21 protein-coding genes and 1 pseudogene are annotated in these 23,441 nt (G+C 64.1%); 16 read left to right on the forward strand and 6 right to left on the reverse strand.

Annotated elements, in window-relative coordinates:
• Positions 1-34 precede the first annotated feature (34 nt).
• The 11 genes and pseudogenes from ACFE72_RS02450 to ACFE72_RS02500 all read left to right on the forward strand — a co-directional run bounded on the left by ACFE72_RS02450 (position 35) and on the right by ACFE72_RS02500 (position 11,862).
• Positions 35-916 carry an FAD binding domain-containing protein gene (locus tag ACFE72_RS02450; RefSeq protein WP_375411448.1) on the forward strand — a complete coding sequence of 294 codons (882 nt, stop codon included), beginning with the start codon at positions 35-37 and terminating at the stop codon, positions 914-916.
• Positions 913-1,398 carry a (2Fe-2S)-binding protein gene (locus ACFE72_RS02455; protein ID WP_375411449.1) on the forward strand — a complete coding sequence of 162 codons (486 nt, stop codon included), beginning with the start codon at positions 913-915 and terminating at the stop codon, positions 1,396-1,398. The genes ACFE72_RS02450 and ACFE72_RS02455 overlap by 4 nt, the downstream gene beginning before the upstream one ends.
• Positions 1,395-3,785, forward strand: a pseudogene (locus ACFE72_RS02460) (xanthine dehydrogenase family protein molybdopterin-binding subunit). Before ACFE72_RS02455 ends, ACFE72_RS02460 begins: the two are co-directional and overlap by 4 nt.
• 46 nt (positions 3,786-3,831) lie before the next feature.
• Complete coding sequence (locus ACFE72_RS02465; protein ID WP_375411450.1) at positions 3,832-5,112, forward strand: amino acid ABC transporter substrate-binding protein; 1,281 nt, start codon at positions 3,832-3,834, stop codon at positions 5,110-5,112.
• A 271-nt stretch (positions 5,113-5,383) separates the two neighbouring features.
• A complete protein-coding gene (locus tag ACFE72_RS02470) occupies positions 5,384-6,265 on the forward strand; it encodes a branched-chain amino acid ABC transporter permease (RefSeq protein WP_375411451.1) in 882 nt (293 codons plus the stop codon).
• Between the two features lie 11 nt (positions 6,266-6,276).
• Positions 6,277-7,215 (forward strand): branched-chain amino acid ABC transporter permease, encoded by a 939-nt coding sequence (locus ACFE72_RS02475; RefSeq protein ID WP_375411452.1) that lies wholly within the window; start codon positions 6,277-6,279, stop codon positions 7,213-7,215.
• The gene (locus ACFE72_RS02480; RefSeq protein ID WP_375411453.1) at positions 7,212-7,952 is read left to right on the forward strand and encodes an ABC transporter ATP-binding protein; all 741 of its coding nucleotides are present in this window, start codon (positions 7,212-7,214) and stop codon (positions 7,950-7,952) included. Before ACFE72_RS02475 ends, ACFE72_RS02480 begins: the two co-directional genes overlap by 4 nt.
• Entirely contained in the window at positions 7,942-8,679 is a 738-nt protein-coding gene (locus ACFE72_RS02485) for an ABC transporter ATP-binding protein (RefSeq protein ID WP_375411454.1), read from the forward strand. The genes ACFE72_RS02480 and ACFE72_RS02485 overlap by 11 nt, the downstream gene beginning before the upstream one ends.
• 141 nt (positions 8,680-8,820) lie before the next feature.
• Positions 8,821-9,771 carry a cyclase family protein gene (locus ACFE72_RS02490; protein WP_375411455.1) on the forward strand — a complete coding sequence of 317 codons (951 nt, stop codon included), beginning with the start codon at positions 8,821-8,823 and terminating at the stop codon, positions 9,769-9,771.
• Between the two features lie 16 nt (positions 9,772-9,787).
• Positions 9,788-11,095: a histidinol dehydrogenase gene (gene hisD, locus ACFE72_RS02495; RefSeq protein ID WP_375411456.1), complete on the forward strand. Its 1,308-nt coding sequence runs from the start codon at positions 9,788-9,790 to the stop codon at positions 11,093-11,095.
• Positions 11,092-11,862, forward strand: coding sequence for an SDR family NAD(P)-dependent oxidoreductase (locus ACFE72_RS02500; protein WP_375411457.1), 771 nt, complete (start codon positions 11,092-11,094; stop codon positions 11,860-11,862). The genes hisD and ACFE72_RS02500 overlap by 4 nt, the downstream gene beginning before the upstream one ends.
• A 37-nt stretch (positions 11,863-11,899) precedes the next feature.
• Here the strand turns inward: ACFE72_RS02500 and ACFE72_RS02505 are convergent, their stop codons facing one another.
• From ACFE72_RS02505 to ACFE72_RS02530, 6 genes are all read right to left on the reverse strand, one after another.
• A complete protein-coding gene (locus tag ACFE72_RS02505; protein ID WP_375411458.1) occupies positions 11,900-13,051 on the reverse strand; it encodes a zinc-binding dehydrogenase in 1,152 nt (383 codons plus the stop codon).
• 322 nt (positions 13,052-13,373) lie between these two features.
• Positions 13,374-14,162, reverse strand: coding sequence for an ABC transporter ATP-binding protein (locus ACFE72_RS02510; RefSeq protein WP_375411459.1), 789 nt, complete (start codon positions 14,160-14,162; stop codon positions 13,374-13,376).
• A complete protein-coding gene (locus ACFE72_RS02515; protein WP_375411460.1) occupies positions 14,150-15,205 on the reverse strand; it encodes a dihydrodipicolinate synthase family protein in 1,056 nt (351 codons plus the stop codon). The genes ACFE72_RS02510 and ACFE72_RS02515 overlap by 13 nt, the downstream gene beginning before the upstream one ends.
• Positions 15,206-15,214: 9 nt before the next feature.
• The gene (locus ACFE72_RS02520) at positions 15,215-16,036 is read right to left on the reverse strand and encodes a GNAT family N-acetyltransferase (RefSeq protein WP_375411461.1); all 822 of its coding nucleotides are present in this window, start codon (positions 16,034-16,036) and stop codon (positions 15,215-15,217) included.
• The gene (locus ACFE72_RS02525; protein WP_375411462.1) at positions 16,023-17,060 is read right to left on the reverse strand and encodes an NAD-dependent epimerase/dehydratase family protein; all 1,038 of its coding nucleotides are present in this window, start codon (positions 17,058-17,060) and stop codon (positions 16,023-16,025) included. The genes ACFE72_RS02520 and ACFE72_RS02525 overlap by 14 nt, the downstream gene beginning before the upstream one ends.
• Positions 17,061-17,069: 9 nt before the next feature.
• A complete protein-coding gene (locus tag ACFE72_RS02530) occupies positions 17,070-17,843 on the reverse strand; it encodes an ABC transporter permease (RefSeq protein ID WP_375411463.1) in 774 nt (257 codons plus the stop codon).
• 124 nt (positions 17,844-17,967) lie between these two features.
• Between ACFE72_RS02530 and ACFE72_RS02535 the strand changes: the two genes are divergently transcribed.
• The 5 genes from ACFE72_RS02535 (at position 17,968) to ACFE72_RS02555 (ending at position 23,222) form a co-directional block, all read left to right on the forward strand.
• The gene (locus ACFE72_RS02535; protein ID WP_375411464.1) at positions 17,968-18,972 is read left to right on the forward strand and encodes an ABC transporter substrate-binding protein; all 1,005 of its coding nucleotides are present in this window, start codon (positions 17,968-17,970) and stop codon (positions 18,970-18,972) included.
• 66 nt (positions 18,973-19,038) lie between these two features.
• The gene (locus tag ACFE72_RS02540; RefSeq protein ID WP_375411465.1) at positions 19,039-20,637 is read left to right on the forward strand and encodes an NAD(P)/FAD-dependent oxidoreductase; all 1,599 of its coding nucleotides are present in this window, start codon (positions 19,039-19,041) and stop codon (positions 20,635-20,637) included.
• Entirely contained in the window at positions 20,634-21,044 is a 411-nt protein-coding gene (locus ACFE72_RS02545) for a c-type cytochrome (RefSeq protein ID WP_375411466.1), read from the forward strand. Before ACFE72_RS02540 ends, ACFE72_RS02545 begins: the two co-directional genes overlap by 4 nt.
• Positions 21,045-21,292: 248 nt before the next feature.
• Complete coding sequence (locus ACFE72_RS02550; protein WP_375411467.1) at positions 21,293-21,778, forward strand: RidA family protein; 486 nt, start codon at positions 21,293-21,295, stop codon at positions 21,776-21,778.
• A gap of 10 nt (positions 21,779-21,788) precedes the next feature.
• Positions 21,789-23,222, forward strand: coding sequence for a M20/M25/M40 family metallo-hydrolase (locus ACFE72_RS02555; RefSeq protein WP_375411468.1), 1,434 nt, complete (start codon positions 21,789-21,791; stop codon positions 23,220-23,222).
• Positions 23,223-23,441 lie beyond the last annotated feature (219 nt).

A 23,441-nucleotide genomic window follows, 5' to 3' on the forward strand; every position in this document is an offset into this window, starting at 1 on the left:
AATCGCCAGACCAAGGCCGGGGAGGTCAGTTCTGATGAAAGCCTCGGCTTTCAATTACGCGCGCGCAACCAGCGTTTCCGACGCCCTGGAACTGTTGCGAACGCACGGCGACCGGGCGAAAGTGCTTTCGGGCGGCCAGAGCCTGATGCCCGCGATGAACCTGCGGCTGGTCGCTCCGGAACTCATCGTCGATATCGGCGGACTTGCCGAACTGCGCGGCGTCGCGGTGACGGACGAATGCGTCAGGATCGGCGCGCTGACGCGTCATGCCGATCTGGCGCGATCCGCCGAGATTGCCGTACGCGCGCCGCTGCTTTCCGAGGCGGTTTCCCATGTCGCACATCCGGCGATTCGCAATCGGGGTACGCTGGGCGGCAGCCTTGCCCAGGCCGACCCGGCATCGGAACTGCCGGCCTGCATGGTGGCGCTGGATGCGACCATCGTCATTCGCGGCCAGGCCGGCCAACGGCGCGTCGCCGCCGTCGATTTCTTCACCGGAATTTATGAGACGGCGTTGTCGCCGGATGAATTGCTGGTGGCCGTCGAACTGCCCGTCGCGAACAAGAACTGCTCGCATTTCTTCTGCGAATTCGCGCGGCGGCTCGGCGACTACGCCATCGTCGGGTTGGCCGCGCAGGCGATCGTCGAAGCCGGCGGCTTCGCCGATCTTCGCCTGGCCTACTTTGCCGTCGGCAACCGTCCCGTGCTTGCTACGGCGGCGGCGAAGCTGGTCGGCACCGCGCCGACGCCGGCGGTGCTGGCGGATGCATGCATCACCTTAAGCGGAGAACTCGATCCGCATAACGACCAGCAGGCCTCCTCATCGATGCGCCGGCACCTTGCCAAGGTTTTGCTGGTGCGCTGCGTGCGGACGCTTCTGGATCGTCCCGATCTCGATGCCGGAGGATCGGTGTGACGGCCCGGGTGTCAATCTCGCTCGATGTCAACGGTGAGCGCGTCGACGCGCAGGTGATGCCCCGCCTCAATCTTGCAGACTTCCTGCGCGAACATTTGCATCTGACCGGAACGCATGTCGGTTGCGAGCACGGGGTTTGCGGCGCATGTACCGTGCGCGTCAACGGAGATATCGTTCGCTCCTGCCTGATGCTGGCGGTGCAGACGCAGAACGCGTGCGTTCAAACCATCGAGGGGTTGTCCGACAGCGGCGAGATTGCCGATCTGCAGGCCGCGTTTCGTGATCGCAACGCGCTGCAGTGCGGATTCTGTACGCCGGGCATGCTGATGGCCGCGCAGGACCTGTTGCGGCAACAAGCCGAACCGGATCGGGAGCAAATCCGCGCGCATCTCGCCGGCAACTACTGCCGATGCACCGGCTATCAGGCCATCATCGACGCCGTGGAGGCCACCGCGCGGGCGCGGATGGGGCGCAGGCCATGACCGCATCCGCAACTTCCGATGGCTTGTCGGTGCTGGACCGGCCGAACTCCTACATCGGCAAGACGGTGCCGCGGCCGAATCTCGAGCGGCTGATGCAGGGGCGCGGGCTTTATGTCAGCGACATCGAGCTGCCGCGCATGGCGCATGTCGTGTTCCTGCGCTCGCCGCATGCGCATGCGAAAATCATCGGGCTCGATGCCGATGCGGCAAAGCGCTTGCCCGGCGTGATCGCGGTCGTGACCGGCCGGGAGCTTGCGGCCGTCGTCACGCCATGGGTCGGCGTGCTCTCGCATCTGAAGGGCCTGAAATCCGCGCCGCAGCACGCCATCGCGATCGATCGGGTCTGCTGGCAGGGGGAGGCGGTGGCCGCCATCGTGGCGGTCAGCCGCGCCGTGGCGGAAGATGCGTCGGAGATTGTCTCCGTCACATATGAAGAACTCGGCGCGGTGACCGACATGCGCACCGCGCTCGATCCCGCCACGCCGGTCATCCATCCCGCACTCGGCGACAACCTGGCCTTCGAGCGCAATTTCGACGCCGGCGCCGTCGATGCGGCGTTTGCGGATTCCGACGCGGTGGTGGAGGCGGATTTTGTGTTCGGCCGTCACACCGGCGTGACGCTGGAACCGCGCGCGGTGGTTGCGGACTGGAATGCCGCCGAGGCAAGGCTGACGATCTATCAGGGCACCCAGGCGCCGCATATGGTGCAGAACCTCGCGGCGCTGCATCTCGGTCTTGAAGAAGCGCAGGTGCGCGTGGTCTGCAAGGACGTCGGCGGCTCGTTCGGCATCAAGGTCCACATCTACGCCGACGAGATGGCGACCTATGCGCTGGCGAAACTGCTGCGCCGGCCGGTCAAATTCGTCGCCGACCGGGTCGAGAGCTTCAATACCGACATCCATGCCCGTGATCATCGCTGCAAGGGCAGGATCGGGGTCAAGGCCGACGGTACCATCACCGCGTTCGAGATCGACGACCTGACCGGGATCGGGCCTTATTCGATGTATCCGCGAACCAGCGCGATCGAGGCCAACCAGGTCGTCAATCTCATCGGCGGGCCGTATATCGCGAAGAACTACCGCGCCCGCGCCCGCGTCGTGTTCCAGAACAAGAACGTGATGTGCCAGTATCGCGCCGTCGGCCATCCCATCGCCTGCTCGGTGACCGAAGGGCTGGTCGATCTCGCGGCGATGAAGATCGGCATGGATCCGGTCGAGATTCGCCGCCGCAATCTCATTCCCGATGATGGCTACCCCTGCGCCGCGCCGTCCGGATTGCGGTTTGAGCTGCTGTCGCATCATGCTTCATTGAACAAGCTGATGGCGATGATGAATTACGACGCATTGCGCGCCGAGCAGGCGGCGCTGCGCAAGAAAGGCATTCATCGCGGCATCGGCATCGCCAGTTTCATCGAGGTCACCAATCCGAGCGCGGCGTTTTACGGCGTCGGCGGCGCGAAAATCTCCTCGCAGGACGGCGTTGCGGTGCGAATGGATGCCAGCGGCTCGATCATCTGCCAGACTTTTTTTTTTTATGATTGGGAGTGTTCGGATTTCTTGACGTAAGTTTTCGTCGGCAGCGTGCTCGGCGTCTCGATGGAGCGCGTGCGCGTCATCCTCGGCGATACCGACAACACGCCCTATGGCGGCGGCACCTGGGCCTCGCGCGGCGCGGGCATCGGCGGCGAGGCCGCGCTTCAGGCCGCAAAGATTCTGCGCCGGAATATCCTGGACGTCGCCGCGGTCATCCTGCAGGCCTCACCGGCCGAACTCGACATAGCGGACAACGCGATCGTGAACGCCGGTGACCGCACGGTGCGCATCGAACTGAAGGAACTGGCGCGGATCGTATATTTCCGCCCCGACACGCTGCCGCCGGGCATCCAGCCCGAATTGATGGCGACCCGGCACTTCGTGCCGCGCGAATATCCGTTCGCCTTCACCAACGGCGTCCAGGCCTCGTGGCTCGAGCTCGACACCGACACCGGCATGATAAAACTGCTCGGGCATTGGGTGGTCGAGGACTGCGGCACCATCATCAATCCGCAACTGGTCGACGAACAGATTCGCGGCGGGGTGGTGCAGGGGCTGGGCGCTGCGCTGTTCGAAAAATGCATCTACGATGAGCGCGGCCAGCTCACCAACGCCAATATGGCCGACTACCTCGTCCCGATGTCCGGCGAAATGCCCGATATCGATGTCGGCCATGTGGTCTCGCCGACCTCCGAGACTGAACTCGGCGCCAAGGGCGCGGGAGAGGCCGGAACGGCGGGGGCCGCCGCGGCGGTGGCAAACGCGGTCAACGATGCGTTGCGCCCGTTCGGCGCGATCATCACGGAAATCCCGCTGACGCCACAAGTCGTACTGACAGCGCTCGGGCGGATTTGATAAGAAGGCATAAAAGCCAGAATAAGATCATCCAGCGGAGGGAGCCATGACCACCAAAAAACAAGACATCAAGGGAGGATCGATGAAACGCAGGACACTTCTCGGCGGAACCATCGCCGTCGCCACGCTTGGGCTGATCCTAAGCGCCGCCGCTCAACAGCCGCCGATCAAGATCGGCATGAGCATGCCGCAAACCGGCGGCCTGGCGGGGGGCGGCAAGGCCTCGCTGCTGGGCATCGAGATCTGGCGCGACGACGTCAACGCCAAGGGCGGCCTGCTCGGCCGCAAGGTCGAACTTGTCGTCTATGACGACAAATCCAGCGCTTCGGAAACGCCGGCGATCTACTCGAAGCTCCTGGACGTCGACAAGGTCGACCTGCTGTTCGCTCCTTACGCCACCGTGCCGACCGCGCCGATCATGCCGCTGGTCAAGCAGCGCGGCCTGTTGCTGATGGGGAACTTCTCGTTCCAGGTCAACAGCAAGGTCCAGCACGACATGTGGTTCAACAATGCGCCGTGGGGGCCGCCCGACAGTTGGGCGGACTCGTTCCTCGAGATCGCCCAGAAGGCCGGCGGCAAGACCATTGCGCTGTTGTCAGCCGACCAGGAGTTCGCCCAGAATCTCGCGGTGACGACGCGCGAGGTCGCCAAGCGCCGCAACATGCCGATCGTGTTCGACCAAGCCTACCCACCCAACACGGTGGAATTCTCCAGCATCATTCGCGCCTTGAAGGCCGCCAAGCCTGATATCGTCTATGTCGCGTCCTATCCGCCGGACTCGGCTGGAATCCTGCGCGCGGTCAATGAGATCGGGATCGGCGACAACGTCAAGATTTTCGGCGGCGGCATGGTCGGCCTGCAATTCGGCGCGGTGATGGAGAATATGGGCTCGCTGCTCAACGGCGTCGTAAACTACAACTCATGGCTGCCGGAAAAGAGCATGTATTTCGACGGCACCAAGGAGTTCTTCGACAAATACACAAAGCGCGCGGTCGAAGCCAAGGTGGATCCGCTCGGCTACTATCTCGCCCCGTTCGGCTACGCCAGCGGTCAACTGATCGAGACCGCGATCAAGGCGGTTGGATCGCTCGACCAGAAGGCGATCGCAAAATACCTGCACGAGAACGAGATCAAGACCATCGTCGGGCCGATGTCGTTCGCCGCGGACGGCGAACGCAAGGAAAACGCGGTGCTGCAGGCCCAGTTCCGCGGCGTCGTGGACAAGAACATGGAACAGTTCCGCTCGTCGGGCAAGCAGGTCATCCTGTTTCCGGAGAAGCTGAAATCCGGCGATCTGGTCGTTCCCTTCGAGGCCGCCCGGAAGTAGGCGTGCCAGCCGTTTAAAGCAGCGTCATGGCCGGGCCGGTCCCTACTGGATTCACCCATCTCGTCATACGCGGGCTTGACCCCGCGTATCCATCCATCTTCGGAAGAGCCGTTTCGAGCGGATGGATTGCCGGATCAAGCCCGGCAATGACGGGCGGGATGTGTGCATATGGCAGGATCAAGCCCGGCAATGACGATGAGATGCGTGCATCAAGTCCCGGGCATGACGAACTAAAACGGCGGCCGGATTTCATTTCCAAGGGGGACCTCACTTGTTTTCATTTGACCTGCTGCTCGATGCGGTGACGATCGGAGTGCTGCTCGGCTGCTTCTATGCGGCGGTCAGCCTCGGATTATCGGTCTCGTTCGGCCTGCTCGACGTCCCCCACGTCGCGCATCCGGCCTTTCTGGTGCTGGCGTCCTACGCGGTGTTCTTCCTCAACGAGCATTATGGGATCGACCCGTTGCTGGCGGGGCTGCTGATCACCCCGTTATTCTTTCTGTTCGGACTTGCGGCCTACCGGCTGTATTACGAAACATTCGAGCGGCGCGGCAGCGACGCCGGCGTGCGCGGCATCGCGTTCTTCTTCGGCATCGCATTCATCATCGAAGTTCTCATCATCCTGCAATTCGGCGTGGATCAGCGCTCGGTCACCGCCACCTATATCGGCAAGGCCTGGCGGCTCGGCGACATGCGGATTCCGTTCCGGCTGGTGGTCGCGTTCGGGGTCGCGGCGGCGCTGACCATCCTGCTGACACTTTATCTGTCGCGCACGTTCATGGGACGCGCGATCCGCGCGGTCGCGCAGGACCAGGAGGCGCTGCGGTTGATGGGCGCCAACCCGGTGCGGATCAAGCAGTGGGCGTTCGGCATCGCCACCGCCGTGCTCGGGATCGCCGGCGCCTTGCTCGTGATCGTCGCTCCCGTCGATCCGACGCTCGACCGCACCTATATCGGGCGGACCTTCTGCGTCGTGGTCATGGCGGGGCTCGGAAGCATGACCGGCACGCTGGTCGCGGGCATCATCCTCGGCGTCGCCGAAACCATCGTCCTGACCCTGTTCGGCGCCTCCTGGGCGCCGGCCATCTCGTTCGGGATGCTGCTCGGCGTTCTCGCCGTCCGCCCGCAGGGCCTGTTCGGCAGGCGGTCATGAAGCGGAGCGGCATGCTTTTCTGGGTCGGGGCGGCGCTGTTTCTGGCGGGCGCCCTGCTGATGACGCAACTGATCGGCAACCAGTATCCGTTCTTTGCCTGCTATGTGATCCTGCAGTTCATCGTACTTGCCGTCGCATGGAGCATCCTCGGCGGCTACGCCGGCTATGTGAATTTCGGCACCAGCGCATTTTTCGGCATGGGGGTCTACACCGCGGTATTCCTGTTCAAGGCGTTCGGCGCGCCGCTCGCCGTACAGATCGCAGCCGCGGCCGCCATCGGCGCCCTGATGGGATTCGCGCTCGGCTTGCTGACCCTGCGCATGCAGGGCATCTTCTTTTCGATCGCGACCATTGCGCTGACGATCGTCATCGAGACCGCGATAACGAACTGGCGCTACGTCGGCGGCGCCGCCGGCATCCAGATGCAGCGGCCGCTGGTGACGGCGCCGTTCCATAACTATGTGGAGATGCTGTTTTTCGTCCAGGCGCTTCTCGTGGTGCTGGCGGTTGCGATCTCGCGCTATATTCAGAATTCATGGATCGGCCGCGGCTTGCAGGCCATCAGGGACGACGAACTCGCCGCGGAATGCACGGGCGTGCCGACTTTGCGGCTGAAGCTCACGGCCTGCGTCATCTCCGGCGCGCTGATGTGCGCGGCCGGAGCGCCCGCCGCGATGTACCTGCAATACGCCGACCCGTCATCCGCGTTCAATCTCAATTACTCGGTGTCGGTGCTGGCGATGTCGCTGATCGGCGGCACCACCCATTGGGCGGGTCCGGTGGTCGGCGCTATCCTGCTCGGCGCGACACAACAATTGCTGACCGTCACCATTTCCTCGGAGGTGAACGTGCTGGTGCTGGGCGTCATGCTGGTGGTGTTCGTGGTGGGGGCACCGGAGGGCATCATCGGCCTGGTGCGCAAGGTTCGCCGCAGGGGGGACGAAGCATGACGTCTCTGGAAATCCAGCCGCCCTTGCTGCGTATCGCCGCGCTGACAAAGCGTTTCGGCGGCTTCACCGCGCTCGACAATGTCAATGTCGACATCCGTCCGGGCGAACGTTTCGGCCTGATCGGCCCGAACGGCTCGGGCAAGACCACGCTGATCAACTGCATTTCCGGCGCGTTCCGTACCGAGCCGGGCACCGTGGTGTTCCGCGGCCAGGACATCACGCGGCTGCAGCCGCATATGCGCACGCGCCGCGGCATCGCGCGCAGCTTCCAGATCCCGCGGCCGTTCAGAAGCATGACCGTTGCCGAAAACCTCATGGTCGCGCTCGACTTTGCGGCGGACGAACTGGCGTCGGCCGCGCATCGGCGCGATACGATGATGTCCATTCTGACGCGGATGGGCCTGGCGTCGAAGGCGAACGTGCCGGCGACCAAACTCAGCCAGGTGGAATTGCGCAAGATGGAACTCGCGCGTGCGATGGCGACGCACCCAAAACTGCTGATTTCCGACGAGGCCATGGCCGGCCTTTCCTCATCGGAGGTCGACGAGGTGCTGGACCTGCTGATGAGTCTCGCCAGCCAGGACATCACCATCATCATGATCGAGCACATCATGCAGGCGGTGATGCGTTTTTCGGACCGCGTGATGTGTCTCGATGCCGGCAAGATCATCGCGATCGGGGCGCCGACCGAAGTCATGGCCAACCAGCGCGTGCAGGAGGCGTATCTTGGCACTTAGCCTTGCCATCGACGGCCTTGATGCGGGGTACGGCGCCGTGAAGGCGCTGCGCGGCGTCTCGCTCCATGTCGAGGCCGGCGAGACCGTGGCGTTGCTCGGCACCAACGGCAACGGCAAAAGCACGCTGATGAAATGCGTCGCCGGCCTGGTCCGGCCAACGCGCGGGAGCCTGTCGCTGACGATCGACGGGGTGGCACACGACCTGACAAAACTTTCCGCCGAGGCCATCGTCGATCTCGGCGTCGCCATGGTGCCCGAGGGGCGGCGGTTGTTTCCGCGGCTGACCGTAAAGGAGAACCTGATGCTGGGTGCCTTCCGCAAGGCGGCGCGGGAGAACATCGATCACAACCTTGCGCTTGCGTTCGAGACTTTTCCGGCGCTGAAAGGGCTGCAGGGTCAGCTCGCCGGCACCATGTCGGGTGGGCAGCAACAGATGCTGGCGATCGCCCGCGCGCTGATGTCGTCGCCGCGCCTGCTGCTGATCGACGAGCCGTCGGTGGGCCTGTCGCCGCTGCTGGTCTCGCAGACCATCACCAAGATCGGCGAACTCAACCGGCATCTCGGCCTGACCGTGCTGATGGCCGAGCAGAACTTCAACCAGGCGATCCGCATCGCCGATCGCGGCTACATCATCGTGCACGGCGAAATCGTGGTGGCGGCGAAATCGGTGGACGAGTTGCGGGGCAACGACATCGTCAAGCGGCTGTATCTCGGCGGGGTGGCATGATGGGTCCGTCATTGCGAGGAGCGCTGCGACGAAGCAATCCAGTCTGTGCCGGGTTGCGCTGGATTGCTTTGGGCCTGTCATCGGGCGGCGCTGGCTCGCAATGAGGGTAAAAGGTTCAGTGCGTCAAGAAACGAGGAAGCCATGAAAGTCGACAGGGCAGCGATCGACGAAGCCGCGAAGAAGCTATCGAACTGGGGACGCTGGGGCGCGGACGATCAGATCGGCACGCTCAACAACGTGACGCCGCAGGACGTGATCGATGCCGGCCGGCTGATCAAGCGCGGCAGGATATTTTCGCTGGGGCTGTCGCTGAAGGAGCCGATTCAGTCCGGGCTGTTCGGCGGGCGCTGGAATCCGATCCACACCATGCTGGCGACCGGGACCGACGCGGCGGCGGGCAATCAGGACAAGCCGTTTCCGTATCTGCGCTATGCCGACGACGCCATCAACATGCCGTGCCAGGCCTCGACGCAATGGGACGCGCTCTGCCACATCTTTCTCGACGACAAGATGTACAATGGCCATGATGCGTCCCTGGTCGACGCACGCGGCGCCAGGAAGAACGGCATCGAACACGTCCGCGACAAGATGGTCGGCCGCGGCGTGCTGCTGGATATGGCCCGGTTCAGGGGCGTCGACTCGCTTGACGACGGCTATGCCATCACCAATGCCGATCTCGACGCGTGCGCGGCCAGGCAGGGCGTCGAGGTCAGGAAGGGCGATTTCGTGATCGTGCGCACCGGCCATCAGGAGCGCTGCCTGAAAAGCGGAGACTGGCGCGGCTATGCGGGCGGCGATGCGCCGGGCTTTGCGTTCGAAACCTGCTACTGGATCCGAGAAAAGGACATCGCGGCCATCTGCACCGATACCTGGGGATGCGAGGTGCGCCCCAACGAGACCAAGGACGCCAACCAGCCATGGCATTGGGTGGTCATCCCCGCGATCGGCATTTCCATGGGCGAGATCTTTTACCTCAAGGAACTGGCCGAGGACTGCGCCAACGATCATGTCTACGAATTCTTCTTTACCGCACCGCCGCTGCATCTGCCCGGCGGCGCCGGTTCGCCGATCAATCCGCAGGCCATCAAATAATCGCAAGGAGACGCCGATGGCGCGAGTTTTAAAGCGCGGCCGCGACGCCGCCCAGCGTGCCGAGGATGATTCGAAAGTCCGCGCCACGGTGGAGGGGATTCTGGCCGATATCGAAAAGCGCGGCGACGCGGCGATCCGCGAGCTTTCCATCAAGTTCGATCAGTGGGACCGCCGCGATTTCCGGCTTACCGACGCCGAGATCGAGGGCTGCCTGTCGCAATTGTCGCAACGCAATCTCGATGACATCAAATTTGCGCAAGCCCAGGTGCGCAATTTTGCGCAAGCCCAACGCCAGTCGATGCTCGATATCGAAGTCGAGACGCTGCCCGGCGTCGTGCTCGGCCACAAGCATATCCCGGTCAGTTCGGTCGGCTGCTATGTGCCGGGCGGGAAATATCCGCTGCTGGCCTCGGCGCATATGTCGGTGATTACCGCCAAAGTGGCTGGCGTGAACCGCATCGTCACCTGCGCGCCGCCCTATCAGGGCAAGCCGGCGCCTGCCATCGTCGCGGCGCAGCATCTGGCGGGCGCCGACGCGATCTACTGTCTCGGCGGCATCCAGGCGGTGGGCGCCATGGCGCTCGGCACGGAAAGCTTCGAGAAGGTCGATATGCTGGTCGGACCCGGCAATGCTTTCGTGGCGGAGGCGAAGCGGCAGTTGTTCGGGCGCGTCGGCATCGACCTTTTCGCAGGTCCCACCGAAACCCTGGTGATCGCCGATGAATCGGTCGACGGCGAGATGTGCGCCACCGATCTGCTGGGACAGGCCGAGCACGGGCCGAATTCGCCGGCAATCCTGCTGACGAATTCAGAGCGGCTGGCGCGCGAAACCATGGCCGAAATCGAGCGCCTGCTCAAAATTCTGCCCACGGCGACGATCGCGGCAAAGGCCTGGGAAGATTACGGCGAGGTGATCGTGTGCGACGATGAAGCCGAGATGATCCGGGAAGCTGACAGGATCGCGTCCGAGCACGTCCAGGTGATGACGCGCGATCCCGATGTTTTTCTTCATAAGATGACCAACTACGGCGCGTTGTTTCTCGGACCGCGAACCAATGTCGCCTATGGCGACAAGGTGATCGGCACCAATCACACGCTGCCGACCATGAAGGCGGCGCGCTATACCGGCGGTCTGTGGGTCGGAAAATTTCTCAAGACCGTCACCTATCAGCGTGTGCTGACCGACCAGGCGTCCGCCATGATCGGCGAATATTGTTCACGGTTGTGCATGCTGGAGGGATTTGCCGGGCACGCCGAGCAGGCCAACGTCCGGGTTCGCCGCTATGGCGGGCGCAATATTCCTTACGCAAGTGCGGCAGAATGACCGCCTCGATCCCGACGACCCCGTCGTTCCGCCTCGACGGACGCCGCGCGCTGGTCACCGGCGCGGGACGCGGCATCGGCGCGGCGATGGCGGCGGCGCTGGCCGAAGCCGGCGCCCATGTCACGCTGTGCGCCCGCACCACCGGCGAAATCGAGCAGGGCGCCGAGGCGCTGCGGCAGGCCGGCCATGCCGCGGACTGGCTGGCGCTCGATGTCACCGATATTCCGACGTTTGCGGCGGCGATCGCCGCCGCGGAGCCGTACGGCGTCTTTGTCAACAATGCCGGCACCAACAGGCCGAAGCCCTTCACCGAAGTCCCGCTCGAGGATTTCGATCACGTGATGGGCCTGAATGTGCGGGCGGCGTTCTTCGCCGCGCAGGCGGTGACGCGGCGCATGATCGCCGCCGGCACATCCGGCTCCATCGTCAACATCTCATCGCAGATGGGCCATGTCGGCAGCGCCAACCGTTCGCTGTATTGCGCCTCGAAATGGGCGATGGAGGGGTTTTCCAAAGCCATGGCGATCGAACTGGCGCCGCACCGCATCCGGGTCAACACGCTTTGCCCGACCTTCATCGAGACTCCGCTGACGCGACCGTTTTTTCAGAACGCCGCGTTCCGGGACAGCGTGCTGTCCAAAATAAAACTCGGCCGGCTCGGCACCGTCGAGGACCTGATGGGCGCCGTGGTGTTTCTGGCCAGCGATGCGTCGGCGCTGATGACCGGCTCGTCGCTGATCGTCGACGGAGGGTGGACGGCCGAATGATCCCTTCTCCCTCGCCCCGCTTGCGGGGAGAGGTGATTCACTCCGCAGCGCTGCTGAGCGCGGCGGCATCCCGCGTCGTGACCACCACCTTGATGGCGTCGTCCACCCGGTCGCGGGCGTAGCGCAGGGCGGTCGGCAGATCGGCCAGCGCGAAGGTGTGGGTGTGAATCCTGGCGGCATCGAACCGCTTCTCCGCCATCAGCGTCATGGCGCGGCGGGTGGCGCTGCGGCCTTCGCCGCGGATGCCGTAGACGTAGATGTTGTTCTTCACCAGGTGCGCCAGATCCATCGTCACCGGATCGTGCGGAAACGCCGCCAGGCAGATTTTCCCGCCGCGGTTGGTCATGTGGATGGCGTCATTGACGGTGCCTTCGGTGCCTGCGCATTCGATCACGTAATCGGCGCCGATGCCGCCGGTAAGCTGTTTGACGATCTCGACCGCGTTTTCCTTTGCAACGTTGATGACGCGGTCCGCGCCGAGCTCCTTTCCGATGGCGAGACGGGAGTCGCGCGTCCCGGTCAGGATCACCGGGCTTGCGCCGAGCGCCTTTGCAACAGCGACGGCGAGCAGTCCGATCGGACCCGGGCCGATGACGACGACGCTTTCGCCGGCGACCAGCCCGCCGAGTTCGGTCAGGCCGTACATCGATGTTCCCGCGGTGACGACCAGCGTCGCTTCCGCGTCGCTCATGGTGTCCGGCACCCGCGCCAGCGTGTTGATATGATTGACGGCGTATTCGGCAAAACCGCCGTCGGTAGTGAAACCGTTGGCGCGATGGCCCTTGCCGGGTTCGCCGTAATTGAGGCAGGACGTGTACATGCCCTGCCGGCATCGCTTGCACTGGCCGCAGCCGGCGTGAATCTCGACGCTGATGCGCTCGCCGATCGCAAACTCGTCGACGCCCGGTCCAAGCGCGACCACCGTTCCCATGTATTCATGGCCCGGCGTGAAATTCTTGTTGAAGGGCAGTCCGCCCAGGATTTTTGCCGGCGATCCCGAGTGGATGATCTCGAGGTCGGTGGCGCAGATGGCGACGGCATCGATGCGGACCAGAACTTCGGCGCGCTGCGGCACCGGCACCGGTTTTTCGCGCAAGTGAAGCTGGTCGGGAGTGCCGAGGACCCAGGCTTTCATCTGGTCGGGAACGGGGTAGTCGGGCGATGTCGTGACGTCGGCGGGCTTGTACATCGGTGCGGTCCTTTAGGTGCGCGAAACCTTATCCGAAATCGGTCGTTCGCCAAAGCTCTCGTCATGGCCGGGCTCGTCCCGGCCATCCACGTTTTTCCTTGCTGCGATGCCGTCAAGACGTGGATGCCCGGGACAAGCCCGGGCATGACGAAGGGTAGAGCGGCGGGTGCCGCAGAACGCATGACGAAGGAAAGCGCGGCGGATATTGCAGAATCCGTCACGGCCGGGCTTGTTTCGGCCATCCACGTCTTGATCCACGCGCGGCCGTAAAGACGTGCCCGGGCATGCCGACGCTGCAAAAATCCCGCTTCCCCCTTGAGCTTCAGACGCCCGCCCCAAGTCCCAGACTCGCATAAATCCGCCTCGCATAGGCGCCGAATTCTTCCGTGGTCTTCAGCGGCAGGGTGCGCGGATATGGCAGCAGAATCGGAAAATACTCGGCCATCCGCGCCGGACCCGCGGTCAGCACCGCGCAATGCGAGCCGAGGAACACCGCCTCCTGGATCGAGTGCGTCACAAAGATGATGGTCTTGCCGCTTTCGCGCCAGATCCGCAGCATTTCGAGGTTCATCTGCTCCCGCGTCAGCGCGTCCAGCGCGCCGAACGGCTCATCCATCAGGATCAGCCTGGGATCGTGGATAAAGGCGCGCGCGATCGCGGTGCGCTGCTGCATGCCGCCGGAGAGCTGCTGCGGATACTTGTTTTCATGGCCGGCAAGTCCGACCAGGTGGAGAAGGTCGCGCGCCCGGGTCCGCGCCGCCTTGATCGGCAGGCCGACGATTTCCGCCGGCAACAGCACGTTGTCGAGGATGGTCCGCCATTTCAGCAGCAGCGCCTGCTGGAACACCATGCCGATGTCGCGCGCCGGATCGAAGGGGGTGCGCGCATTGCCGATCCGGATACTGCCGCCGTCTGCTTGATGGAGACCGGCGAGAATTTTCAGGACCGTGGTCTTGCCGCAGCCGGAGGGCCCGACCAGCGAGATCAACTCGCCTTCGCCGACGTCCATGGTGACGTCGGACACCGCCAGAACTTCCCCGCCTTGCGCGCGATACACCTTGCGGACGTTGCGCAGGCGGATGAAGGGATCTTCCGCCGTCATGCCAGCCATTTCTGCAGATGGGCGGCGACAAAGGCATCATCGGCGAGGTCTGCATGCTCACGGCAGACGCGGTCGATCTCGTCGATCTGGCCGCGGCTCAGGCCTTCAGACGGATCGAGGCACCAGATGCCCTGCATCAGGCCCTGCCGCTGCAGAATCTCGTGACAGCCGGCGATGCAGCCGTGGAAATTATTGGCCGCATCGAAGAAGGCGCTGTTGCAATCGGTGACCCTGGCGTCGAGCGCGAGCAGGTGGGCCGGCAGGCTGTCGGCGCCGCGCGCGGCGCGGCAGCTCTCGAATTGCAGAACCGCGCTCGCGGTCCATACCGACCAGTGCCCGAGCAACCCGCCGCGAATATGGACGCGGGTGGCGACCCCCTTGTCGCGCAGATCGAACGGCAAGGTGAGGTCGAGCAGGATATGATCGTCATTGCCGGTATAGAAGGCCACGCGTTCCAGCGCGCCCGCCGCGGCGACGCCGCGCAGTACGTCGAGGGTGCGATAGCGGTTGAACGGCGCGATCTTGATGGCGATGACATTGTCGATGGCCGCAAAACGCCGCCAGAAATCGGCGCTCAGGATCACCCCGCCCACGGCCGGCTGCAGATAGAAGCCGACCAGCGGAATCTCGCGCGCCACCGCTTCGCAATGGAGAACGATCTCGTGCTCGGAAGCGGATTTCATGGCGGCGAGGCTGAGCAGCCCGGCGTGATAGCCGATTGCACGCGCGGTCTTTGCTTCGGCGATCGCCTGTCGGGTCGGGCCGACCAGGCCTGCGACCATCGCCAGCGGCCGGCTGGTCCAGGCCGCAGCCGTTTCGGCGGCGAGTTCGAGCACCGGTTTGTACAGCCCGGCGTCGCGGATCGCGAATTGCGTGGTGTGGACGCCGACCGCCAGTCCGCCGGCGCCGGCGTCGATGTAATAGCGCGTCAGCGCGCGCTGGTGCACGGTGTCGAGCGACCGGTCGGCATTGAGCGCCAGCGGATGCGCCGGGATGACCGTGCCCTCGGCGATCAGGCGCCGCACCTCGGGGTTCATCTTGCTGTGATGCATGACGGGCCTCTATCCATATTCGGGGCCGGCGACGGCAAACGGAAGCTCCGCGTTCACAGTCGTCGCGCGGCCGAACCGCATGCGCTGAAACGGCCGTTCGACGGTCCAGCCGGCGCCGGCGAGGTGCTCGAGGAACTGGCGCCGTTCATTCACCACGTCGAGCAGGATCGGACCTGATTCGGATTGCGCGACGGTTTCGATCAACGCGGCGGCCGAGCCGGCATCATCGGCATACAGCGGACCGATGTGCCTTGCCGTGCGGCCGTCGCGGACCATCGCCATCGCGCGGCCCTGCGAGATCACGCGCGATCCGGAGCGTCCGCCGAGTTCGCGCAGCAGGGCGCTGCGATCGAACCCCATCGCGTGGCGGTCGCGCGCAATCATCTCATCGAGATTGCCGTCGGATCCGAGTCGTGGCCCTTTTGCCGCGCCTGCACCGCGCAACCGCCGCAGTTCCAGCGCCGGGAAAAACCCGAGCGGACCGTACACCGCGGCGCCCGCCGGCGTCGCATCGAGCCAGGCCGTGAGCCCCAGCTTCGCCGCGCGATCAAGGCATGCGGCGAGCAGCCGGGTCGCGAGGCCGCGGCGGCGCCGGCTTGCGGTGACCAGCACCATGCTGATCCATGCGTCGGCCGGGCTGTAAGGCAACAGCGCGGCCGTCGCGATCAGGCGGGCGTCGCCGTCGCGAATGCCCAACACCATTGCCATCCTTAAAAAGAACCGCCAGTCGGCTTCGTTCTGGTTCCAGTGTGATTCCCCGGACAGCACAAGCCCGGCGCGCGCGTCCTCCGGGGCGAGTTGAACGATGGCGGGCTGGTCAGTACCGCCCATCGCGGACCTCGTATTTGGTGGGCTTGCCAAGGCTCGGCATCGAACGCGCCGCCCAGTCCGCGGTCCAGACGATCAGCCGTTCGGTATCGACGACCGGCAGCCCGAACAGCTTTACCGCCTGCGACGTATCGGTGAGCCATGCGGTGGGCTGCTCGGTGCCGACGATCACCGGTTCGCGCCCCAGCAACGCGCCGAGCCTGACGGCGAGATCGCGAACGCCGAGAATTTCGTGGCCGCTGACATTGATCGGCGAGGTCGGCACATCGCAATGCGCAAGGCAGCGCAGCGCTTGCGCGGCGGCATCGCCCTGCCAGATGAAATTGACATGGCCGAGACTGACGTCGATCGGCACGCCCTGCAAAACCTTGCTCGCGATGTCGTGCAGCACGCCGTAGCGCATGTCGATCGCGTAGTTCAGCCGGAACAGCCGGCCCGGCGTGCCGAACCGGCGTGAAAAATATTCGAACATCCGCTCGCGGCCGACGCAGGATTGGGCGTATTCGCCGGGAGGATCGGGCGCGACGCTTTCGTCGGCGCCTTTTCCGTTCACGGCCACGAACGGATAGACGCAGCCGGTCGAGAACGCGACGATCCGCGACTGCGGGAACACCTGCGCCACCAGCGCCGGCACATGGGCGTTCATCGCCCAGGTCAGCGACAGGTCGCCTTCGGCGCCGAATTTGCGGCCGGCCATGAACACGATATTCGCAGCCTTCGGCAAGCCGCGAAGGGCGGCCTCATCGAGCAGATCGCATGTGATGGTTTCGACGCCGCGGGCTTGCAGCCACGCCTTCACCGACGGATCGCTGAAGCGCGCGACGCCGAGGATGCGGCGGCCGGGCAGGGCGGCCTTGGCAAGTCCCGCCAGCGTCGGCCCCATTTTTCCGGCCACGCCGAGGATCATGATGTCGCCCCCAACCTTGTCGAGATCGTCCATCAACGCCTGGCTCGGCCGGCACAGCAGGCCGTCAAGCGCGGTAACGTCGGAAATCGTGTCCGGCAGGGTGTCGCGCGTCAGCAGCATGGCTCGTCCTTATTGTTGCAGCCGCACGTCCCGGACCACGAACAGCCGTTCGAGACCGAGCACCATGCCGTAAAGCGTGACCCCGAGCACGGTCAGCAGCACCACCGCCATCACCATGGCCGGTGTGTCCAGCGAGGATTGCACCTGGATCATCAGATAGCCGAGCCCGCGTTCGGAGGCGATGAACTCGCCGACGATGGCGCCGGCCACCGCCAGAATGGCGCCGACCTTCATGCCGGAAAACACGTAAGGCAGCGCGCCCGGCAGTTGGATCTTGCAAAACAGCGTCCAGCGCGAGCCGCGCAGGCTTTTCACCAGATCGAGCAGATCGGGTTCCACCTCGCTCAGGCCGCGCGCCGTGGTGAGCAGGATCGGGAAAAAGCAGATCGAGAACGCGATCAGGATGTTGGCGAAGATGCCATAAGAAAACCAGACGATGAACAGCGGACCGAGCGCCACCTTTGGTACCATGTTCAAGGTGACGAACAGCGGCAGCAGCAGCAGACTCACCAGCGGCGACCAGCAGAACAGCACCGCCAGCGCGACGCCGACCAGGGCGCCGAGCGCAAAGCCGCCGAGGATTTCGCACGCCGTGACGGCAAGGTTGGACAGCCACGCATATTTCGCCGATGTCAGCGTGGCGAGGGTCGCAAGCGGCGACGGCAGGATGAACTTCGGCACGTGAAATGCGTCGACCAGAACCTGCCACAGCACGATCACGGCGAGATGCACGATCAGGATGATCGCAAACGTTCTGGCTGAGCGGATTCCGTCGCCCGGCATCGCCGGTCTCCCTCCAAGCACCGTGGGATGGTTGACAATCGCGTCGTCCCTTGTTGCATTGGTAGACACGCGGACGGCTGGCGACAAGCGCCGTCAGATGCCGGCCGCACAGCGGGGAGTTGTCATGAAGGTCTTCAGGATCGCGGCGCTGGCGCTGGCGCTGGCGGCGCCCGCGCTTCCCGCGCAATCGGCTGAATCCGTCAACCTTATTCTGAACTGGACGCCGACGGCGGATCATTCGCCGTTCTATTACGCCAAGGCGCAAGGCTGGTACGAAAAGGCCGGCATCGACCTCAACATCGAGGTCGGAAAGGGTTCCGGCGTTTCCTCGCTGAAGGTCGGTTCCGGCGGCTCGCCGTTCGGCATCGCGGATCTGGCCACCATGCTGGTGGCGCGCAGCAAGGGCGCGGACGTGGTGGCGCTGATGAGCATCTACGCCAATACCGGACAGACCTTCTACTGGTTGAAGAGTTATGGCGTCGACGGCGCCAGGACGTTTCCCGGCCACAAGATAGGCAATCCGCCGGGCGACGCCTCGCGGGTGATGTGGCCGGCCTTTGCCAAGGCGGCGGGTATCGCTCCGGACGCGGTGAGTTTTGTCAACGTCGGACCGACGGCGAAGATCGCCGCACTGAAGAGCCATACCGTCGATATCATCAGCGATTTCTATAACGAACACGATCTGAAGGTGATCGAGTTCGGCGCCGACCTCGGTTTCGTCAACTGGAAGGACATCGGGCTTAATCCCTACGGCAACTCGCTGATCGTCAACGGCGCGTTTCTGCGGAAGAACCCGAAGCTGGCGGAGGATTTCGTCCGCATCAGCCAGAAGGCGTTCGCCGCCTGCGTCGCCGATGTCGCCCCGTGCCTGAAGGCGCTGCTTGACCAGGTGTCCGGGCTCGACAAGGAAAACCAGGAACGCCAGTGGGAACGCATCAAGTTCCTGATGACGGACGATTTTACGACCACCAGGGCGCTGGGCTGGATCGATGCCGGGCGGATGCGACAAGATTACGACCTGGTGCAGACCTATCTCGGCATGGAGAAACCGTTCGCGGTCGAAAGCGCGTTTTCGACAGAACTGCTTGATCCGTCGATCAGGATGGATGCCGGCAGGGTCAAAAAGTGATGAGCGCTGCGGCCGCTTGCTGAGCTAAGGTGGCCGGGAGGTTATCCGATCGAGCGCGCAGCCGTCATGCAAAACTGTCCTGCAAGCCCACCAAGCCGGCGCGATCTGCTCGCGCTGATCGGCGCGGTGGCCGGCAGTGCCGCGATGTTTCACGCGATGACGGCCCTCGGTTTCGCGTCCGGGTCCGGATACAAAGGCCCGGTCAGGCTTGACGGCGATCCGAAGGGCGCCTCCGTCCTCATCCTGGGCGCCGGGCTTGCCGGCATGACGGCCGCGCTGGAATTGCGCAGGGCCGGCTACAAGGTTCAGGTTCTCGAATTCAACGGCCGTCCGGGCGGCCGTAACTGGACTTTGCGCGGCGGCGACAGGTTTACCGAACTCGGCGGCGCGACGCAGACCTGCGAATTCGAGCAGGGCCTTTATATCAATCCCGGGCCGTGGCGGATTCCCTATCACCATCACGCCGTGCTCGATTACTGCAAGCGCCTCGGCGTCGCGTTGGAGCCGTTCATCCAGCTCAATCACAACGCGCTGCTGCATGCATCGCAGTCATTCGGCGGCAGGCCGCAGCGGATACGCGAAATCAAGACCGATTTTCAGGGTCAGGTTTCGGAATTGCTCGCCAAGGCCACCCAGCAAGGCAGGCTCGACGAAGCGGTGTCGAAACAGGACAAGGAGATGCTGCTGCAGACGCTGAAATCATGGGGCGCGCTGGACAGAGACTACGCTTACAGGGCCAATTTGGTTTCTGCCGAGTTCCGCGGTTTTGCCAAGGACCCCGGCGGGGGGCTAGATGCGGCGCCCTTGCCCGGCGAACCCGTCGCGCTGTCGGACATTCTGAAATCGCGGATGTGGCGTTATCTGCAGAATTTCGCGCTGCATGAATTCCAGACCACGATGTTTCAGCCGGTCGGCGGCATGGACATGATCGGCAGGGCATTCGCCCGCGAAGTCGGAGATCTCATTCGTTACGATTCCAGGGTGATGCGGATCAAGCAGGATGACCACGGCGTCACCGTCACCTACGCGGACGCGAAAAATCCTGCGGATCCGCTGCAGACAACAGCGGACTGGTGCGTCTGCACCATACCGTTGTCGATTCTGAGCCAGCTTCCGCTCGACGTCGGCGCGGAGCTGAAGGCGGCGATCGATGCGGTGCCTTACGTGTCGTCCGTCAAGATCGGGTTGCAGTTCAAGCGCCGGTTTTGGGAGGAGGACGAAGCCATCTACGGCGGCATCAGCTACACCGACCTGCCGATCCGGCAGATCGCCTATCCCAACACCGGTTTCAATCGGTCCGGCCGCGGCGTGCTGCTCGGCGCGTATTTGTTCGAGGGCGCCAATGCCTACGAATTCACCGCGCTGGCCCCGGCCGAGCGCGTCGCGCGCGCGGTCGAGTTCGGCGCCGCCATCCATCCGCAATACGGAGCGGAATTCGAGAACGGCGTCTCGGTGGCATGGCATCGGGTGCCGTTCACGCTGGGCTGCGCCGGGAGCTGGACCGACAAGGCGAGGCAAGAGCATTACGACAATCTCTGCCGGATCGACGGCCGCATCGTGCTGGCCGGCGAGCATGCGTCTTATCTTCCCGCATGGCAGGAGGGCGCCATCCTGTCGTCGCTCGACGCCATTACGCGGCTGCATGAGCGCGTGGTGAAGACATGAGGAAGTCTGCAAATCCGAAAACTTGTGCAGCCGCATGGATGATGGCGCTGTTGCTGCCGTCATTTGCAGCCCATGCGCAGAGCGCGGCGCATTTCAGCCCCGCCTTCCGCTTCACCGAACAAGGCGGCGAGCAATTGTTCGCCAATGTCTGCCAGGGCTGCCACATGGGCGACGCCGGGGGCGCGGCCGGCGCGGGTGTCTATCCGTCGCTCGCCGGCAACAGGAATCTCGAAGCCGGCGGCTATCCGGTCTATGTCGTGGTCAGGGGCCAGCGCGCGATGCCGCCGTTCGGCGCCATGATGAGCGACGATCAGGTCGCCGCCGTGGTGAATTACCTGCGCACGCATTTCGGCAATGAATACAAGGACGCGGTGACGGCGGAGGATGTTAAGGTCGTGCGGCCGTAGCGTCCGGCCCCAAGTTCGTCGTGCCGGGCATCCACGTCTTTACTGCGTTACGGAAGGCAAGGCCTGGATGGCGGGGACGAGCCCCGCCGTATCCACCGATCTGCGCCGTTATTGCCGGCTTGACGGCAATCCATCTCCTTCGCAAGGTCGATTGCGAAGATGGATGGATACGCGGGTCAAGCCAGCGTATGACGGGATGTGGTATCCAGCAGGATAAGCCCGGCCCTGACGATAATAACGGAGACCACATGAAGCTCGAAACACTACTCGCTATCGGCGCATTTCTCGCAACCACCGCCGCCCATGCCGACGTGGTGCGCACTCCCATCCCCAATTCGACCTTCCCGATCGCGCTGGCGGTGCAGGTCCCGTCTTCCGCGACGACCACATATGTCAGCGGGCAGGTGCCGCCGCTGGTCAACAAGGACGCCGACCCGCAAAGCCCGCAGGCTTATGGCGACGTCAAGACCCAGACCATCGGCGTCCTTAACCGGATCAAGGACATTCTCGAAGGTTTGGGACTCGGCATGGCCGACGTGGTCAAGATGCAGGCGTTCCTGGTCCACGATGCCCGCGCGCCGATGGATTTCAAGGGTTTTATGGAAGGCTACACCCAGTTTTTCGGCGGCGCGCAGCCTAATCTGCCGGCAAGGACCACGGTCGGCGTCGCGTCACTGGCCAATCCCGGATTTCTGGTCGAGATCGAAGTCGTCGCCGTGAAGGATGCCAGATAAGGAGAGCGAAATGTTCCAGCAATCTTGCCACAGGCTAGGCCGCCGCGTTGGCGCGGCTGTCATCGCAGCGTTAGCCGCGGCCGCGCCGACGGTGCCATCGCGTGCGGACGCCTTGACCCCGCGGCAGCAGCTCGCCTTCGACATCTACAAGGAATTGATCGAGATCGACACCACCACCGCGACCGGCGACACCAGGCAGGCGGCCGATGCGATGGCGGCCCGGCTGCGCGCCGCCGGCTTTGCCGAGGGCGACGTCCAGGTGTTCGCGCCGGCCCCGCGCAAGGGCAACCTGGTCGCGCGCCTGCGCGGCACGGGTGCGCGCAAGCCGATCCTGCTGCTGGCCCATACCGACGTGGTGCCCGCCAAGCGTGAGGACTGGTCGCTGGATCCGTTCAAGCTGATCGAGCAGGACGGTTACTATTATGCGCGCGGCAGCGGCGACGACAAATACATGGCGGCGTCGTTCGTCGCCAACATGATCCGCTACAAGCAGGAGGGCTACAAGCCGGATCGCGACATCATCCTGGCGCTGGAAACCGACGAGGAGATCCTGGACGCCGACGCGCTCGGCATTCAGTGGCTGCTGAAAAACCACCGCGACCTGATCGACGCCGAATTCGCGTTGAACGAGGGTGGCGGCGTCGGGCTGAAGGAGGGCAGGGCGATCCGCAACAGCGTGCAGACCACCGAGAAAGTCTCGGTGAGCTATCGGCTCGAGGTGAAGAATCGCGGCGGCCACAGCTCGCTTCCCGTCAAGGACAATGCGATCTACCGTCTGGCCGAGGGCTTGGTGCGCCTGTCCAAATTCAGTTTTCCGCATAAATTCAACGAAACCACGCGAGCCTATTTCGAACGGATCGCGCAATTCGAAAATGAACAGACCGCCGCCGATATCCGCGCGGTACTTTCCGACAAACCCGACCCCGCCGCGATGTCGTTCACGCGGCTGGCGGCCAATCCGGTTTACAACGTGCAACTGCGCACCACCTGCGTGGCCACCATGCTGGGCGGCGGCCATGCCATCAACGCGTTGCCGCAGCTCGCCGGCGCGGGCGTCAACTGCCGCGTCATGCCCGGCGAGCCGGTCGAGGAGGTCAAGGCGGCATTGGAGCGCGTGCTCGCCGACGACCAGATCGTCGTGACGCAGCTCGGTGAGCCGGTGCTCAGCGCGCCCTCCGCCCTGCATGAGGAGATCATGGGCAATATCGAGAAACTGTCGCAGGAATTCTGGCCCGGTGCCGTGGTGCTGCCGACCATGAGCGCCGGCGCCACCGACGGCAGCTTTCTGCGCAACGCCGGCATTCCGACCTATGGCCACTCGGGGCTGGCGGGCGATATCAACGACGTTCGCGCCCACGGCAAGGATGAGCGCATTCTCGTGAAATCCTTTTACGAGGGCAACGAATATCTGTATCGGCTGGTCAAGAGTCTGTCGGGCGGGTGACCCCTGTCCCGGCCGCGATGCCATAACGCCTTTACGCGTAATCCGCCGGCGCAAGCGGAGCGGCGGATTACGCTTCCCGGGCGGATCGGCGGCCCCGACCACGACGAACCGCAGATCGGGCGTTCACGCACTTGTGAATGTATACCTATCCCCACTCTTCAAACCTCGCTTATGCTGACCGTGTCCTGCCCCACTACAGGGGCGCTCGCGAACGTCACG

The organism is uncultured Bradyrhizobium sp. (assembly GCF_964252615.1).
Lineage (GTDB): Bacteria > Pseudomonadota > Alphaproteobacteria > Rhizobiales > Xanthobacteraceae > Bradyrhizobium.

Coding starts and splice junctions, on each gene's coding strand:
- ACFE72_RS02450 (WP_375411448.1), top strand. CDS start 35: ATGAAAGCCTCGGCTTTCAATTACGCGCGCGCAACCAGCGTTTCCGAC.
- ACFE72_RS02465 (WP_375411450.1), top strand. CDS start 3,832: ATGACCACCAAAAAACAAGACATCAAGGGAGGATCGATGAAACGCAGG.
- ACFE72_RS02475 (WP_375411452.1), top strand. CDS start 6,277: ATGCTTTTCTGGGTCGGGGCGGCGCTGTTTCTGGCGGGCGCCCTGCTG.
- ACFE72_RS02480 (WP_375411453.1), top strand. CDS start 7,212: ATGACGTCTCTGGAAATCCAGCCGCCCTTGCTGCGTATCGCCGCGCTG.
- ACFE72_RS02490 (WP_375411455.1), top strand. CDS start 8,821: ATGAAAGTCGACAGGGCAGCGATCGACGAAGCCGCGAAGAAGCTATCG.
- hisD (WP_375411456.1), top strand. CDS start 9,788: ATGGCGCGAGTTTTAAAGCGCGGCCGCGACGCCGCCCAGCGTGCCGAG.
- ACFE72_RS02500 (WP_375411457.1), top strand. CDS start 11,092: ATGACCGCCTCGATCCCGACGACCCCGTCGTTCCGCCTCGACGGACGC.
- ACFE72_RS02505 (WP_375411458.1), bottom strand. CDS start 13,051: ATGTACAAGCCCGCCGACGTCACGACATCGCCCGACTACCCCGTTCCC.
- ACFE72_RS02510 (WP_375411459.1), bottom strand. CDS start 14,162: ATGGCTGGCATGACGGCGGAAGATCCCTTCATCCGCCTGCGCAACGTC.
- ACFE72_RS02515 (WP_375411460.1), bottom strand. CDS start 15,205: ATGCATCACAGCAAGATGAACCCCGAGGTGCGGCGCCTGATCGCCGAG.
- ACFE72_RS02520 (WP_375411461.1), bottom strand. CDS start 16,036: ATGGGCGGTACTGACCAGCCCGCCATCGTTCAACTCGCCCCGGAGGAC.
- ACFE72_RS02525 (WP_375411462.1), bottom strand. CDS start 17,060: ATGCTGCTGACGCGCGACACCCTGCCGGACACGATTTCCGACGTTACC.
- ACFE72_RS02530 (WP_375411463.1), bottom strand. CDS start 17,843: ATGCCGGGCGACGGAATCCGCTCAGCCAGAACGTTTGCGATCATCCTG.
- ACFE72_RS02535 (WP_375411464.1), top strand. CDS start 17,968: ATGAAGGTCTTCAGGATCGCGGCGCTGGCGCTGGCGCTGGCGGCGCCC.
- ACFE72_RS02540 (WP_375411465.1), top strand. CDS start 19,039: ATGCAAAACTGTCCTGCAAGCCCACCAAGCCGGCGCGATCTGCTCGCG.
- ACFE72_RS02545 (WP_375411466.1), top strand. CDS start 20,634: ATGAGGAAGTCTGCAAATCCGAAAACTTGTGCAGCCGCATGGATGATG.
- ACFE72_RS02550 (WP_375411467.1), top strand. CDS start 21,293: ATGAAGCTCGAAACACTACTCGCTATCGGCGCATTTCTCGCAACCACC.
- ACFE72_RS02555 (WP_375411468.1), top strand. CDS start 21,789: ATGTTCCAGCAATCTTGCCACAGGCTAGGCCGCCGCGTTGGCGCGGCT.